The sequence below is a fragment of the Novosphingobium colocasiae genome (assembly GCF_014652555.1).
Lineage (GTDB): Bacteria > Pseudomonadota > Alphaproteobacteria > Sphingomonadales > Sphingomonadaceae > Novosphingobium > Novosphingobium colocasiae.
In genome coordinates this window covers 70,290-83,567 of sequence record NZ_BMZA01000014.1, presented here as the reverse complement: position 1 = coordinate 83,567, position 13,278 = coordinate 70,290, and the positions used below count along the sequence as shown (strand labels likewise).

General features: G+C 62.2%; 16 protein-coding genes. 15 read left to right on the top strand and 1 reads right to left on the bottom strand.

What is annotated here, in order from left to right:
• Positions 1-187: 187 nt before the first annotated feature.
• Complete coding sequence (locus IE122_RS15175; RefSeq protein WP_189622094.1) at positions 188-754, bottom strand: hypothetical protein; 567 nt, start codon at positions 752-754, stop codon at positions 188-190.
• A 221-nt stretch (positions 755-975) separates the two neighbouring features.
• Here IE122_RS15175 and IE122_RS15170 point away from each other — a divergent pair, with 221 nt between their 5' ends.
• The 15 genes from IE122_RS15170 to virB10 all read left to right on the top strand — a co-directional run bounded on the left by IE122_RS15170 (position 976) and on the right by virB10 (position 13,275).
• The gene (locus IE122_RS15170) at positions 976-1,737 is read left to right on the top strand and encodes a helix-turn-helix transcriptional regulator (RefSeq protein WP_189622093.1); all 762 of its coding nucleotides are present in this window, start codon (positions 976-978) and stop codon (positions 1,735-1,737) included.
• A gap of 16 nt (positions 1,738-1,753) precedes the next feature.
• Complete coding sequence (locus tag IE122_RS15165) at positions 1,754-2,497, top strand: LuxR family transcriptional regulator (RefSeq protein WP_229814239.1); 744 nt, start codon at positions 1,754-1,756, stop codon at positions 2,495-2,497.
• 72 nt (positions 2,498-2,569) lie between these two features.
• Complete coding sequence (locus IE122_RS15160; RefSeq protein ID WP_189622091.1) at positions 2,570-3,175, top strand: acyl-homoserine-lactone synthase; 606 nt, start codon at positions 2,570-2,572, stop codon at positions 3,173-3,175.
• A gap of 10 nt (positions 3,176-3,185) precedes the next feature.
• Positions 3,186-4,133, top strand: a complete 948-nt coding sequence (locus tag IE122_RS15155) for a phytanoyl-CoA dioxygenase family protein (RefSeq protein ID WP_189622090.1) — start codon at positions 3,186-3,188, stop codon at positions 4,131-4,133.
• Between the two features lie 50 nt (positions 4,134-4,183).
• A complete protein-coding gene (locus tag IE122_RS15150) occupies positions 4,184-4,525 on the top strand; it encodes a hypothetical protein (protein ID WP_189622089.1) in 342 nt (113 codons plus the stop codon).
• Positions 4,522-5,190 carry a lytic transglycosylase domain-containing protein gene (locus IE122_RS15145; RefSeq protein WP_189622088.1) on the top strand — a complete coding sequence of 223 codons (669 nt, stop codon included), beginning with the start codon at positions 4,522-4,524 and terminating at the stop codon, positions 5,188-5,190. Before IE122_RS15150 ends, IE122_RS15145 begins: the two co-directional genes overlap by 4 nt.
• Positions 5,187-5,525, top strand: coding sequence for a TrbC/VirB2 family protein (locus tag IE122_RS15140; RefSeq protein WP_189622087.1), 339 nt, complete (start codon positions 5,187-5,189; stop codon positions 5,523-5,525). Before IE122_RS15145 ends, IE122_RS15140 begins: the two co-directional genes overlap by 4 nt.
• Positions 5,522-5,872: a VirB3 family type IV secretion system protein gene (locus IE122_RS15135; RefSeq protein WP_189622086.1), complete on the top strand. Its 351-nt coding sequence runs from the start codon at positions 5,522-5,524 to the stop codon at positions 5,870-5,872. The genes IE122_RS15140 and IE122_RS15135 overlap by 4 nt, the downstream gene beginning before the upstream one ends.
• On the top strand, positions 5,865-8,276 hold the full coding sequence (locus IE122_RS15130) for a VirB4 family type IV secretion/conjugal transfer ATPase (RefSeq protein WP_189622085.1): 2,412 nt from the start codon (positions 5,865-5,867) through the stop codon (positions 8,274-8,276). Before IE122_RS15135 ends, IE122_RS15130 begins: the two co-directional genes overlap by 8 nt.
• Before the next feature lie 3 nt (positions 8,277-8,279).
• Positions 8,280-8,996: a TrbJ/VirB5 family protein gene (locus tag IE122_RS15125; protein WP_189622084.1), complete on the top strand. Its 717-nt coding sequence runs from the start codon at positions 8,280-8,282 to the stop codon at positions 8,994-8,996.
• Positions 8,996-9,199: an EexN family lipoprotein gene (locus tag IE122_RS15120; protein ID WP_189622083.1), complete on the top strand. Its 204-nt coding sequence runs from the start codon at positions 8,996-8,998 to the stop codon at positions 9,197-9,199. The genes IE122_RS15125 and IE122_RS15120 overlap by 1 nt, the downstream gene beginning before the upstream one ends.
• Positions 9,200-9,216: 17 nt before the next feature.
• Complete coding sequence (locus IE122_RS15115; RefSeq protein WP_189622082.1) at positions 9,217-10,161, top strand: TrbL/VirB6 family protein; 945 nt, start codon at positions 9,217-9,219, stop codon at positions 10,159-10,161.
• Between the two features lie 334 nt (positions 10,162-10,495).
• Positions 10,496-11,194, top strand: coding sequence for a VirB8 family type IV secretion system protein (locus tag IE122_RS15110; protein WP_189622081.1), 699 nt, complete (start codon positions 10,496-10,498; stop codon positions 11,192-11,194).
• Positions 11,191-12,048: a P-type conjugative transfer protein VirB9 gene (virB9, locus tag IE122_RS15105; RefSeq protein ID WP_189622080.1), complete on the top strand. Its 858-nt coding sequence runs from the start codon at positions 11,191-11,193 to the stop codon at positions 12,046-12,048. The genes IE122_RS15110 and virB9 overlap by 4 nt, the downstream gene beginning before the upstream one ends.
• Positions 12,049-12,051: 3 nt before the next feature.
• A complete protein-coding gene (virB10, locus tag IE122_RS15100; protein WP_189622079.1) occupies positions 12,052-13,275 on the top strand; it encodes a type IV secretion system protein VirB10 in 1,224 nt (407 codons plus the stop codon).
• Positions 13,276-13,278: the final 3 nt, after the last annotated feature.

Genomic DNA, 13,278 nt, shown 5'->3' with positions numbered 1-13,278 from the left:
CGGAGGTCCATCAGCGCCGAGCTTGAATGCCGCAACACGCGGGAAGCCGTACGCTTACCTTCACCTGGATTCGGCTTGCCACGCAGGCGGAGGATCACATGCCGATAATCGACGACATGCCCGTGCGCGTCATTGCTCTTCGAGATTGTATAAGAGGGCAAATGCAGAAGGCTGGATGGAAGTCGGCTTATCCCGTGAACGCGAATTCGCGCTGGACCGGCGCTGTGGGCGCGCGAACCGCTGTACCCAGAAGACGCGCATCCCCAACCAAAGTATAGACGGCGTGGCGCTGTCCGCCGCGGTTCTGGTGGTCGACGCGATAGCCCTGATAGTGGCGGCGCAGGAATCCTGCATTCACGAGTTCGGAAACGGCGCGGCTGAGATTGCTTTTGCCCGCAGTTCGAATGCGCGCACGCATTTCCTCGGTGACCGCCCGCTGTGCATCCTGCGCATCGCGCGGAAGCAGGCCGCTTCTGACGAGGTCTCCATGGACCCGCTCGGCCAAGGCGACGTTACGCGCGCTGCGCTGGGCCATTGGCGTGAGCGCATCGCAAAGCCAGTCGCGCAGCGAAACAAGCTCGTTGTCCCGCTTGATCCACGGACCGGCGCTCCCGTCGGGGCCAGCAACCTGCGCAATCAGGTTGAGCAGCATGAAGGCGTAGCGGGGGCGGCTTGAGACCTGCGCCAATCTCTCGAGCACGGCTGCGATATCGCAGCTGCCGGAAGGCTCGAGAGGCGTGGCGGCATGAAACATAACGAGATTGAATCAAGCACATAAGTGGATCTCTGTGAATCTTAAATCCGTGTGTGGAGCGTCCTTTGTCGCCTGTGACACTCTACCAGCAGGCAAAGTGTCACAGGCGATTCATTCGGCGCAGAATTGTTGCGAATCGTTCTCAACTCATCGCGATAATGGCCGGGCTGGCCGCTTAGCGCTGGACGAGGAGTTGTCTTGGCGACGAGCTTCGACCGTCTATGGCGAACAGAATAGAAGACTGCGGCCGCCTCGACGATCTCACGCGTTTCGCAGAGCAATGCGCGCGTGTTGAAAACCTCGGCGATCTACAAGGCACCATCGATGCGACCGTGCGCGAACTTGGCTTCCGCTGGTTCACGCTGCTCCACAATGTCGATCTTCGGCACGGAGGCGGGCAGCGCCTGTTCCTCACCACCTATCCGCCGGCCTGGCTCGAGGAGGTGCTCGAGGAGCGCCACTATATCGAGGACCCCATCCATGCGGCTTGCGCCCGCACGCCATCGGGGCTCGCCTGGGATCGGGTGGGTGACGTGCTTGAGCTTTCGTCGCGCCAGCGAAGCATCCTGAAACGCGCCAGGGATCATGACCTCGCAGCGGGCTATAGCTTGCCGATCAGGACGCCGGGTGAGCCTGAGGCGATTTTCACCGTCGCCCGACCGCGCGATGAACCGCTGGATGCGGCGGAAATTTTCACCGCCCGGTTGCTGGGTTCGGTCGTCTATGACCGGGCGCGCGAGCTGCTCGGCGAAGAGATGAGGACCTTGGCGTTCGTCTCCCTCAGTCCGCGCCAGGTCGAATGCATCGCACTAGTGGCCCAAGGGAAGAGCGATTGGGAAATTGCCCAGATTCTCGGGCTTAGCCGCGACACCGTACACGAATATGTGGAATCCGCGCGCCGGCGCTACGGCGTTCGGCGCCGAACGCAGCTAGTGCTGCGCGCGGTTCGCGACGGTCATCTCAACATGGACGCGCTCCTTTGATCTCGCTTGGGCCGTGATGATCGGGCTTGGCCAATTTCAGGACTTCTGCGCGGTTGCCGCGACAATCAGGGACAGTCGAGCACTCGCCGGCCTGATGGCCGAGATCACGCGTGAGATGGGTTTTCGGTACTATGCCCTGGTCCACCATATCGACCTCAAGCCAGCGGTGAGCTCTGTCCATATCGTCGATTATCCGCCGGACTGGGTGGAGCGTTTCCAGGCGCATCGCCTCTATGCCAGTGACCCGATCCACCGTGCCAGCCACCGCACGAACGTCGGCTTTGCCTGGTCGGCGGTTCAATCCCTGATCACGCTCAGCGCTGCTGATCGGTCGATCCTGGCGGAGGCACACGATGCCGGGCTGGGCGATGGTTTCACGGTTCCTGCCCACATTCCTGGTGAGGTGAATGGGTCCTGCTCATTCGCCATGGGGTCAGGCGACGTGCTCGATCAACGACAGCTCCCGCTCGTCCAGCTGATCGGCAGCTTCGCATTCGAAGCTGCGCGCAGACTGTCCCGGCAAACTCAAGCTCCATGCGAAGGCCCGAGCCTGACTGAGCGGCAGGCTGAATGTGTGGCGCTGGTCGCGCGCGGGAAGACCGACTGGGAGATCAGCCAGATCCTCGGCATTGGGCAGGAAACGGTGATCCAGCATGTCAAGGATGCGCGTGACCGCTACGGTGTCACGAAGCGCACGCTTCTGGCGATCCGCGCCTTGTTCGATGGACAGATCAGCTTCGCAGATGTTTTCGGCCGATGATCTCCCCAAGACTGGGGATAACCGAAAGGACGCGGGCCTGATCGACTGACCGCCTCATCAAAGGAGGCTGTCATGCATATTGAAACCGGCGCTGCCCGCGCCATGGAAACCCGCCTGTTCCGTTCGATGTTCGAGGAACGCAAACGGGTATTCGTCGATCTTCTGCACTGGGACGTGCCGGTCCTCGCCGGCCGCTATGAAATCGACCAGTTCGACAATGACTCTGCCGTCTACATCGTGATAGCCGACGCTGAAGGCGAGCATCTTGCCTCGGCGCGGCTGCTTCCCACGATCGGTGACCATATTCTCGGCACCATTTTCCCCGAGCTATGTGAACAAGCGCCTCCCCGGGGTGGTGCGATCCTCGAGATCACGCGCTTTTGTCTTGCACGACGATTGCGCGCACGAGAACGCCTGGAGGTGCGCAACCGGTTGGTGTCCGCGCTCGTCGAATATGCGCTGCGCAATCGAATCCAAAGCTACACCGGCGTCGCTGAGTGGCCCTGGTTCCAGCAGATCCTAAGCTTTGGCTGGGCCTGCCGCCCCCTCGGCCTGCCCGGTTCGAAAAACTGCCTTGTCGCCTTGCAGATCGACATCGATGGCCGCACCCGTGAGCAGCTGCAGGCCAGCGGCATCTGGCGCCCGGTCGGCCTCGCCGATTTTGCCAAGGCTGCTTGAGGAGGGCGCTATGACAAATCTCTCCACCTATGGCCATGCTATCGAACCTACGGTCGATGACGATTTGCAGCGGCAAGGCTTCTGCGTGCTGCGGGGCATCGCATCCAAGACAGAGATCGCGGAGATCGATCAGGCCCTCGATCCGCGCTTTGCCGCCACACCCTTTTGCCAGGGCGGCTTCTACGGCCAGCGCACCAAGCGCTTCGGCGGCCTTTTAAAGCGCGTACCCGCTGTCGATAATCTCGTGCGCCATCCCGCGATCATGCGCTTGGTGCAGTCGGTTCTCGACCCTTGGTGCGATACCATCCAGCTCAACCTGACGCAGGCACTCGAACTGCATCCAGGAGCGCCGGCGCAGTTTCCCCACAGGGATGAGGATATGTGGCGCGGCCCGACCGGCGAGATCGAGTATCTCGTCAACGTGATGTGGCCGATTTCCCCGTTCAGGGCTAAAAACGGCGCGACATTGATCTGGCCCGGGAGCCATAATGCCGGCTCCGCGGTCGAGGATGCGCGACCCTTGGCGGTCGAGGCGGATCCGGGCTCGGCGATCCTCTTCCTCGGCTCCACTCTACACGGCGCCGGCGCGAACGTGACCGGCGCGATCCGGCGTGGCATCATCGTCAGCTATTGTTTGGGCTGGCTGAAGCCTTACGAGAATCAATGGCTGACCTATCCGCCCGAAGCGGCCCGAGCGTTCGACCCGGAGCTTGCCGCGCTTGTCGGTTATCAGCAGCACCGCCCCAATCTCGGCAATTATGATGGCCAATGCCCGTCCATCCTGCTCGAGGGTAATCCACCCGAATATTTGGCGGCGATCGACGCGTTGCGGCCCGATCAGGAAGGTGCGCTGGCCGAATTCCTGGACCAGCAAAGAGCAGGCCAACTCCCCCCGGCTGGGGGGATTGCCGAAATCGGGGCCGGGCGGAACAAAAGAGAGGTGAAATCCAACGGATAGCCGACGCCAATTCCCAACGCGGGAGGTGTCTCTCGCGGGGGAATGACCCGATGCAACGTGTGATTCTCAGCCTGGCGGTGCTCGCCATGGGCACCGCCCTTCAACCGACTCCCGCGCAAGCGAATGAGTTGGGCTGCCAGGTTCTCCTGTGCCTTTCCAATCCCGGTGGCGCGACGCAATATGCCCAGTGCGTCGCGCCCATGACCAAGCTGTGGCAGCGCTTGGCCACCGGCGGCTCTTTTCCCGGCTGTAGCGGCGGCGGAGTTGCTCGTACCAAGGTCTACGATCGCGATTCCGCAACGCACCGCCGGGTTGTCATGACCTTCAGCGATGGGAGCCGTGAAACCTACTCGCTGGCCAATATCGAGCGGTTGCAGGACGGCGGTCGATGATCCTCGACGTCGCCAGTCTCCTCGCCCTTGCAGGCTCATGCGCGCCAAGCGTGGCGCCTGAGACGCTGATCTCGATCGTTCACACGGAAAGCCGGTTCAACACGCTGGCGATCGGGGTCAACAGTCCGGGTGCGCGCAAGCCGGCGCCGGCGACGAGGGCACAGGCGATTGCCGCCGCGCGTAGCCTCATTCGTCAAGGCTACAACATCGACTTGGGCTTGGGGCAGATCAACAGCGCCAACCTCGGATGGCTGGGTCTGTCGGTGGAGGATGCCTTCGAGCCGTGCCGCAACCTTGCCGCCGCCGCGCGGGTGTTGACGACCAACTATCAGTCGGTGGCGCATTCCGCCCAGAGTTCGGACCATGCGATCGCAACAGCGCTCTCGCTCTACAATACCGGCGATCGGCGGCGCGGCTTTCGGAATGGTTATGTCGCCCGGGTCTATGCCAGCGCGTCCACCGTCATCCCCCTAATCCGCGGCAGGCGTCCAGCGCCTGTGATGCTAGGGCCTGTCCAGCTTGCCGACGCGGAGATCGCCAAACCGCAACCCTCGGCGCTCGCAGCGCCGCAGCCGGCGGGCTGGAACACCGCCGCAGAGGCCCGGCAAGCCTCGCTCATGGTCTTCGGAGACGGGGCAACTTCTCAGAAAGGACAGCATCCATGACAGCGATCACCGCCCGCCTGGGCTCCCAGCCCCAATGGGCGCGTCTTTTGCTGCGCATCGTCGGCATCGTCGGCCTGGCGGTGCTTCTCTCGTTGCTGCTGAGTGATCCTGCTCATGCGCAAGGCGCGGACGGCATCACCTCGATGGCGGAGAACATCAAGACCTGGCTGACGGGAACCTTTGCCAAGACGATCGCGGTCATCGCTGTCGTCATCGTCGGCTTCATGTTCTTCACCGGACGGGCGAGCCTTGGCCTCTTGGTGACGGTCATCGTCGGCATTTTCATCGTCTTCAGCGCGCAGTGGATCGTCGATACCATCACGGGTGGCGCGTGAAGGAGGCCGCGCCCTCGAACGAGCGGCTGCGCGAGGAAATGCTTTTCCTTGCGGTGACCCGGCCGACGATGTGGCTGGGCGTGCCGCTCGAAGCATCCTTGCCGATCGCACTTGCTGCTTGTCTCACCCTGATCGTCAGCGGCAATCCGCTTTACGCGGGGGCGATCGGTGGCGCGTGCCTCGCGGTGGCGCGCCTCATCGTGCGCCACGACGCCAATGCCTTTCGCCTGCTCTGGTTATGGACTTTGACCAAGGCGCGCTGCCGGAACCGCGGCTGGTGGGGCGGCAGTTCCTATTCGCCGCTGCCGGTCGCGGGGATGAAGCGCAAGGGCTTCGCGCGTGGCTAGCGCCGCCGCCCAGCTGCCGCCGCGCAAGACGCCCTGGCGGGTTCTGGCCCGAGAGGCGGAGCCCGGGCGCTATCTGCCCTATGGCCGCCATGTGACGCCCGATGTGATTGCGCTCGATAGCGGCGATCTCATGATGATGTTCCGTCTCGAAGGGCTGGCTTTCGAGACGGCTGATCCGATCCACCTCAATGATTGGCACGAGAAGCTCAACGGCACTTGGCGCAACATCGCCGACGATCGGCTTGCGATCTGGACCCACATCGTCCGCTCAGCCGTAGGGGACTATCCCGAAGGGCAGTTCCGCTCAAAGTTCGCCGCCGAGCTCGACGGTAAATATCGGGCGCGCGTCACCGCCAAGCGGATGTTCGTCAATGAGCATTATCTGACGCTTCTCATGCGTCCGGCAGTCGGATCGGCCGACCGGACCGGGCTGCTGCTCAAGCGGATCGCGAAAGCCAAGGCCGCAGAGGAGGAGGTCGATCCCGATGAACTGGCGCGCTTCGAGGAGAAGGCGCGCGACATCGAGAAGCTGCTCCGCCGCTGCAGTCCGGCGCGCCTTGCTCTCTACGAGCATAATGGCCTGATCTTCTCCGCCCCGCTTGAGGTGCTCGAGCAAGTGATGATGGGTGCGCGATCCAGGGTTCCGCTCGTCCGCGGTCATCTGGGATCCGCGCTTTATGGCGAGCGCGTGATTTTCGGACGCGAGACGGTCGAGATCCGCGCCCATGACGCAAGCCGCTGGCAAGGTATCTTCGGGATCAGAGAGTATCCCGCGCTGACGCGCCCGGGACAGATGAATGCCTTGCTCGGCCAGGATTTCGCCTTCGTCGTCTCGCAATCCTTCACCTTCATGGGCAAGGCGCGGGCAGCCGAACGTCTACGCCGCCGGCAAAACCAGATGGCCTCGACCGAGGATGCCGCAGCGAGCCAGGCGCTCGATCTCGCCGATGCCGCCGACGATCTGCAAAGCAACCGGTTCGTGCTCGGGGAGCATCATTTCTCGCTGGCGGTCTTCGCCGAGAGCCAAAGGCTGCTTGCCGACAATCTCTCGGCCGCGCGCGCGGCGCTGGCCGATGCTGGTTTGGTGGCGGCGCGCGAAGGACCAGCGCTCGAAGCGGCGTTCTGGGCGCAGCTGCCTGGAAATTTTGCATGGCGGGCGCGGCCGGCGGCGATCACCTCGCGCAATTTTGCTGCCTTGGCGCCGTTCCATACCTATCCCGCAGGCCGGGCCAAGGGGAACCATTGGGGGCCTGCGATCGCTATGATGAAGACGGCCGCGCAATCGCCCTATTATTTCAACTTCCATGTCGGCGATTTGGGCCACACACTGATTATTGGTCCTTCCGGCGCGGGCAAGACCGTCGTCCAGAATTTTCTGATGGCGCAGCTTGAGAAGACGGGCGCGCAGCAGATTTTCATCGATAAGGACCGCGGCGCGGAGATTTATGTCCGGTCCGCGGGCGGGATCTATCTGACGCTGAAGAATGGGGAGCCTACAGGTTTCGCGCCCCTGCGGGCGCTCGACTATGGTCCGCGCAATCTTGTCTTCCTGGGGCGCCTGATCCGGCAGCTGGTGACGCCGGTCGGAGGTCAGCTAGGGGTTACGCAGGAACGCATGATCGACGAGGGGCTAGCCTCGCTCGGGCGCCTCGCGCCGGAGGACCGTTCAATTCTCGCGCTTCGCCAGCTGCTCGGCCAGCGCGACCCGGAAGGCATCGGCGCTCGGCTGGAGAAATGGGCGCGGGGCGGTTCGCTCGGCTGGGTGTTCGACAATGAGATCGACGCTCTATCGCTCGAGGCGGCGTTTGTCGGCTTCGACATGACGGATTTTCTCGATAACCCCGAAGTCCGCACGCCGCTCATGATGTACATGTTTCACCGGATCGACGGTCTCCTCGACGGTCGGCGGCTTGTGATCGACATCGACGAATTCTGGAAGGCCTTGGGTGACGACGCCTTCCGCGCTTTCGCGCAGGACGGCCTTAAGACCTACCGCAAGCAGAATGCCTTTCTTGTCTTCGGCACGCAAAGCCCTGCGGATGCGCTGCGTTCGGACATTTCGCACAGCATCATGGAGCAGGTTGCGACCAAGATATTACTGCCCAACCCCTATGGCCGCGAGACGGACTATGTCGATGGACTGGGTCTGACCCAGGCGGAATTCAAGCTCATCCGCCACGATCTGAATCCGGAATCCCGCCGGTTTCTGGTCAAACAAGGTCACGACTCGATCGTCGTCGAGCTCGATCTTGGCGGTCTCTCCGACGAACTCGCCGTGCTCTCGGGCACCACGGAAACCGTCACGCTGCTCGACGCTATCCGCGCCGAGGTCGGCGACGATCCCGAAAACTGGCTGCCCCTCTTTCACCAGCAGCGTCGGTCTCCATCGAGCAGGAAAGGATGAGCTATGCGTAAAGGCAAAATCGCAGGGATCGGTGCGATTATCCTGGGAACAGCAGGTCCGGCCGCCGCCCAAGGCATACCGGTCTATGACAGCTCTGGCTATTTGCAGGCGCTCGCCACGGTCAAGAACACCCTGTCAATGATCGAGCAGGGCAAGGAGCAGATCGCCGAGGCCAAGCAGCTCTACGGCAGCTTCAATCAGGTCACCGACGTCAACGGCATTGCCCCGTCGCTTTCCACCGACACGATGCGCCATCTGCTGCCGCGCGAGGCCCGCGACCTCGGCAGGTTGATGTCGTCGGACAATGCCAGCCTGGGATCGCTTGGCAGTGCCGCGACCCGGATTCGCGATGCCAACCGCATTGCGCTGCCGGACCTGCGGCCAGGCGCCTCAGCCTATGAGCGCGCGTCGCGCGACACCCTGTTGCGAAATGGCGATCTAGCCGCCCGCGATGCCGCGATCGCGGAGTCAGCCTATGGCGTCTCGGCCCAACGCACAACGGGCTTGGAAGAACTGCGAACCTCGCTCGATACGGCTTCGGACGCGAAACAGGTCATGGACATCCAGGCAAGGGTAGGGGTCGAGAACGCCCACATCCAGAATGATACCCTGCAATTGCAGGCGCTGAGGATGCGCCAGGAGTCAGAACGTCGTCTTCAAATGCAGCGCGACGATGAGCAGGATTTAGCCGACCTGTCTGCAAGTTTGGGAGGCTCGTAATGCTCCGGGCCATTGTCGTAAGCGTTACTTTGGTTGGCTTGCTCGGCTGCAAACCGCCGACCGGAAAAGATGAATATCGCAGTAACACCGATCTGCGGAATCAAACGCTTAGGGACTGCGCGAATGGGACCCATCCAAGTTCCCGCGAGTGCGTAAATGCTCAGGACGTTAAAGATCTCGATGAACTGAAGCGGTCACTTTGACGGCGAGCTGACACACAATGGCGTCTACACTGTTCAACGATTTCTATATGCAGGTCGACAATCAGTTGGACCTGTTCCTCAACGAGCGTCTTCAAAACGTAGTTGAGGTCGTTCGCGGACCACTCGCCGTCGGGCTTGTCATTTATATCGCTTTGTTCGGCTACATGGTGATGCGCGGTATCATTAGCGAACCCTGGGGCGAACTGTTCTACCGGATGGTCAAGCTCTGCCTGCTGTATATTGCCGCAACGACGGTCGCCTATTCCGAGTGGATCACCACACCTCTTTTTCATGGGATGCCGGACGCACTCTCGCAGGCACTCTCCGGGCGGACCATCACCAGCGTGGGCGCCGCATTTGATGACTACTTCAATCAAGCCGACAGCATAGTTCTCATAATTCGCGCCAAAGCTGCGACGTACATTGAAATTAATCCGATGCGCTTGGTGCTGATCGCACTAGCCGTTTGCATATACGCGCTGGCAGGATTATCCGCCGCGATCGGTTTCGCAATTACTATTTTTGCCAAAATAGCGCTGGCCATCGTTATCGCCATCGGGCCAATTTTCATTGCACTTGCATTGTTCGAACCTACGCGCCGCTTCTTTCATGGATGGCTCGGGCAAGTCTTCAACTACATAGTTCTCATGGGAGTGATCATCGCGATTACGACGCTCATTTCTGATTTGGGCAGCATCGCAATCGCAGCTGCCGAATCAAAAGCTGATGTGACAATCGGTGCGGTTCTTTTCGCGGTCTATCTCTTTCTCGGGACCATATTCTTCTTCCAGGCTCCGGCCATCGCCACCGGCATTGCGGGCGGGGCCGCCGCCGGGGTTGGTGCCTTCGCCGGGACCGCCTGGGGGACGATGGCATCTCCCTTCCGACAACGCCGCATTGCGCGCAACAGCCGCAATCTGGAGCGCGCCGCTCGCCGTGGTGGCTCCATCGAAGCGGCATAGCGAGACATGATCATGACTTTGCCCTTTCCACGAAAATCGACGTTCACCATCCGTCCGGTTACGTTCTGTCTGATGGGTGCCCTCCCATTGCTGGGCCTCGCGGCATGCGCATCCGGACCCAAGAAGCTGGCCGTTTGCAACGGGCACCATCTGCGGGACGTGAATATCTATGGGAGCGTCCTGCCCGGATCGCCGGTGCCGGCGACTACAGCGCCGCGCCCTGCGCCGCCCATTCCTCCCTTGTCTCATCCGCAGGTGAGCGATCCACCGCCTCCGCCCGCGGTGCCAGCGCCTCCGGATGATAAGGTTTCCTTTGCGCCAAGGGACATTCGATATGCGAGTTGCTGACGATGGCGCGGAGGCGGTGCCTGCTTCCGGGCTCAAGCGCTATTTCCGGGAAGCGCGAAGCTGGGACCAGGACAGGGTTCGATCGGCATTGCGATCGACGCGTGTGGCGTGGACCGTGGCGGCGGTAACCTCGGTCCTTGCAGCCGCATCCATTTTTGCCGTCGCCGCGCTGGCTCCGCTCAAGACTGTCGCGCCCTATGTCATTCGGGTCAATCAGACGACAGGCGCGGTGGATGTCCAAACGGCGCTGACCCAGCGGCCGATGCGCTATGATGAAGCGGTCACCAAATACTTTCTCGCGCAATATGTGCGCACACGCGAAAGCTGGATACCGGCGGCTGCCGAGGAGAATTTCCGCTTCGTGACAATCCTGTCGCAGCCGGCGGAGCAGCAGCGCTGGGCACGCTTCTTCAGCAACAACAATGCTGCCAGTCCCCAGAACGCCTGGGGGAAAAACGCAGTCGTCCAGGCGCGGGTGCGCAACATCGCCTTCATCAATGATCGGGTTGCCAATGTGCGATTCACACGGATCGTCCAGACCGAGACGGATACGCAGAGCAGCGATTGGATCGCCACGGTCACTTTCGCCTATGCCAACGCGCCGATGGCCGAAGGTGATCGCTATCGGAACCCGCTCGGCTTCCAGGTCGAGAATTACCGCTCCGACCCGGAGGTGGTCCGATGAAAACATTGGTCGCTGCGGTTATCATCGCGTTTGCATCCCCGTCTGCTGCCCATGCGGTCGAGGTCCCGCATGGCGCTGCGTCTGACCCGCGCGTCAAGTTCGTCGATTATGAGGAAGCGCAGGTCTATCGCATCGTCGGGACCTTCCGGACAGCAACCCAGATTGTCCTCAGCGAGGACGAGACGATCCAACACGTAGCGCTGGGCGACACCGTCTCCTGGGAGGTGGCGGTGGCCGGCCACATCCTGTTCCTCAAGCCGCGCGAACGCGCTGGACCGACCAACCTTATCGTCACCACGTCTCGCGGCGGAACCTTAAGAAGCTATGCCTTTGAACTCACGGCTCGCAGTGGTCCGATCACCGGCCGCAACGGCCAGGCCTATTTCCAGGTGCGCTTCCGCTATCCGCGAGATGAGGCGGCGCGGGCCGACCGCCTGAGAGCGGCACAGATCGCGATGCAAGCGGCGGCTCTGGAGGCCCAGGCTGTTCGCGGTGCCCTCGACCATGCGGTGATCGAGGGGTCGCGCAACATGAATTATAAGGTTCAGGGTTCGAGCGATTTGCAGCCATCGGAGGTCTCCGACAATGGCCAATTCACAGTGCTGCGGTTTCCGGCGAACCGGGAAGTTCCTGCCATTTATCTGGTGAGGTCAGACGGGTCCGAAACGCTGGTTCCGTTCGACGTTCGTGACGAATTCGTCGTCGTTCATTTGGTGGCGCGCCAACTGCGCCTGCGCCGGGGCGGCGAGGTGCTGTGCATCTATAACCAGGCGCCCGAACCTTATGGCGTCGATCATGGAACGAATACCGAATCGCCTCACGTCGAGCGCACCATCACCCATCCGCAGGAATGAACCATGGCCGATGAACCGTCCCCTGTCGTGCGCCCGCTGCCAGGTGCCGATCCAACGCCCGAAAGGCACGAAATCCTTCACGAGCGGGGAATCGAGCCGATCGGCGGCACGACGCCCGCGCGGCGCAACACCGCGCTGATCTTCGCCGGCACGGCAATGGTCCTGGGTATTCTCTGGGTGAATTCCGGCACGGGCCAGCAATCCTCGTCTCGTGACCTCACCGCGCCGGCAGGTGCAGCCCGGGAACGACCCGATATCGTCGCTCGGGAAACCGTCGATTATGCTGCGGTCGCGCCTCAACGCCGGCCGCTCGGGGCAGCCGACGCGGATCCCAATGCGCCGGTGCTCAATCCTGCAGCTGGCGTTCCCGGACCTGAAGGCCAAATTGTGCCCGCCATGCAGCCGGGCGCGGCACCGAGCGGGACCAGTGCCGCTCGGCCAACGCTTGCCGAGCAGGCGCGGCGGTCCACGCTGATCGCCTATGGAGGTCGCGATCTTGGCCGCGAGGCTGGCGCGCCCACAGCTGCAGGGGCTGCCGGCGAAGCGCCCGACAACGCTGCCGGAGCGCCAGAGAGCGGCGAGGGCAGGGCGCCCAACGCGCTCGATCTTTTGCGGCAAAGCTCATCGATCGGGGAAGCGCGGGCCTCGATGCTGCCGAACCGCAACTTTCTGATTACGGCGGGCACGTTGATCCCCTGTATCCTGCAAACCGCCATCAATTCCGCGCAGCCCGGTTACACGTCCTGCCTGATCCCGCGAGACGTCTATTCCGAGAATGGCCGGGTCGTACTCATGGAAAAGGGCACGCGCGTTCTCGGCGAATATCGCGGCGGCATCCAGCAAGGGCAAAATCGCCTGTTCGTCCTCTGGACGCGAGCGGTAACGCCCCAGGGCGTGCGGATCGATCTTGCCTCGCCTGGCTCCGATGCCCTCGGCCGAGCCGGGCTTGCAGGCGCGGTCGACAGCTTCTTCTGGGCGCGTTTTGGTGGCGCCCTGCTGCTCTCGCTGGTCGATGATGCCGCCTATATCGCTGGGCAAGCCGCCTCGAGCGGCAATGGCAATTTCAACAATGTGACGCGGGCGCCGAGCGAGGGTGCGGCGATCGCCCTGCAGAACAATATCAATATCCGGCCGGTGCTGAAGAAGAACCAGGGCGAGGAGGTCGGCATTTTCGTCGCCAAGGATTTCAACTTTGCCGATGTCTACAATCTGGAACTGCGGCGGTAAGAC

Bases quoted from the DNA above. Each gene is read 5' to 3' on its own strand.
- IE122_RS15175 (WP_189622094.1), bottom strand. From the start codon at position 754: ATGTTTCATGCCGCCACGCCTCTCGAGCCTTCCGGCAGCTGCGATATC.
- IE122_RS15170 (WP_189622093.1), top strand. From the start codon at position 976: ATGGCGAACAGAATAGAAGACTGCGGCCGCCTCGACGATCTCACGCGT.
- IE122_RS15165 (WP_229814239.1), top strand. From the start codon at position 1,754: ATGATCGGGCTTGGCCAATTTCAGGACTTCTGCGCGGTTGCCGCGACA.
- IE122_RS15160 (WP_189622091.1), top strand. From the start codon at position 2,570: ATGCATATTGAAACCGGCGCTGCCCGCGCCATGGAAACCCGCCTGTTC.
- IE122_RS15155 (WP_189622090.1), top strand. From the start codon at position 3,186: ATGACAAATCTCTCCACCTATGGCCATGCTATCGAACCTACGGTCGAT.
- IE122_RS15150 (WP_189622089.1), top strand. From the start codon at position 4,184: ATGCAACGTGTGATTCTCAGCCTGGCGGTGCTCGCCATGGGCACCGCC.
- IE122_RS15145 (WP_189622088.1), top strand. From the start codon at position 4,522: ATGATCCTCGACGTCGCCAGTCTCCTCGCCCTTGCAGGCTCATGCGCG.
- IE122_RS15140 (WP_189622087.1), top strand. From the start codon at position 5,187: ATGACAGCGATCACCGCCCGCCTGGGCTCCCAGCCCCAATGGGCGCGT.
- IE122_RS15125 (WP_189622084.1), top strand. From the start codon at position 8,280: ATGCGTAAAGGCAAAATCGCAGGGATCGGTGCGATTATCCTGGGAACA.
- IE122_RS15120 (WP_189622083.1), top strand. From the start codon at position 8,996: ATGCTCCGGGCCATTGTCGTAAGCGTTACTTTGGTTGGCTTGCTCGGC.
- IE122_RS15115 (WP_189622082.1), top strand. From the start codon at position 9,217: ATGGCGTCTACACTGTTCAACGATTTCTATATGCAGGTCGACAATCAG.
- IE122_RS15110 (WP_189622081.1), top strand. From the start codon at position 10,496: ATGCGAGTTGCTGACGATGGCGCGGAGGCGGTGCCTGCTTCCGGGCTC.
- virB9 (WP_189622080.1), top strand. From the start codon at position 11,191: ATGAAAACATTGGTCGCTGCGGTTATCATCGCGTTTGCATCCCCGTCT.
- virB10 (WP_189622079.1), top strand. From the start codon at position 12,052: ATGGCCGATGAACCGTCCCCTGTCGTGCGCCCGCTGCCAGGTGCCGAT.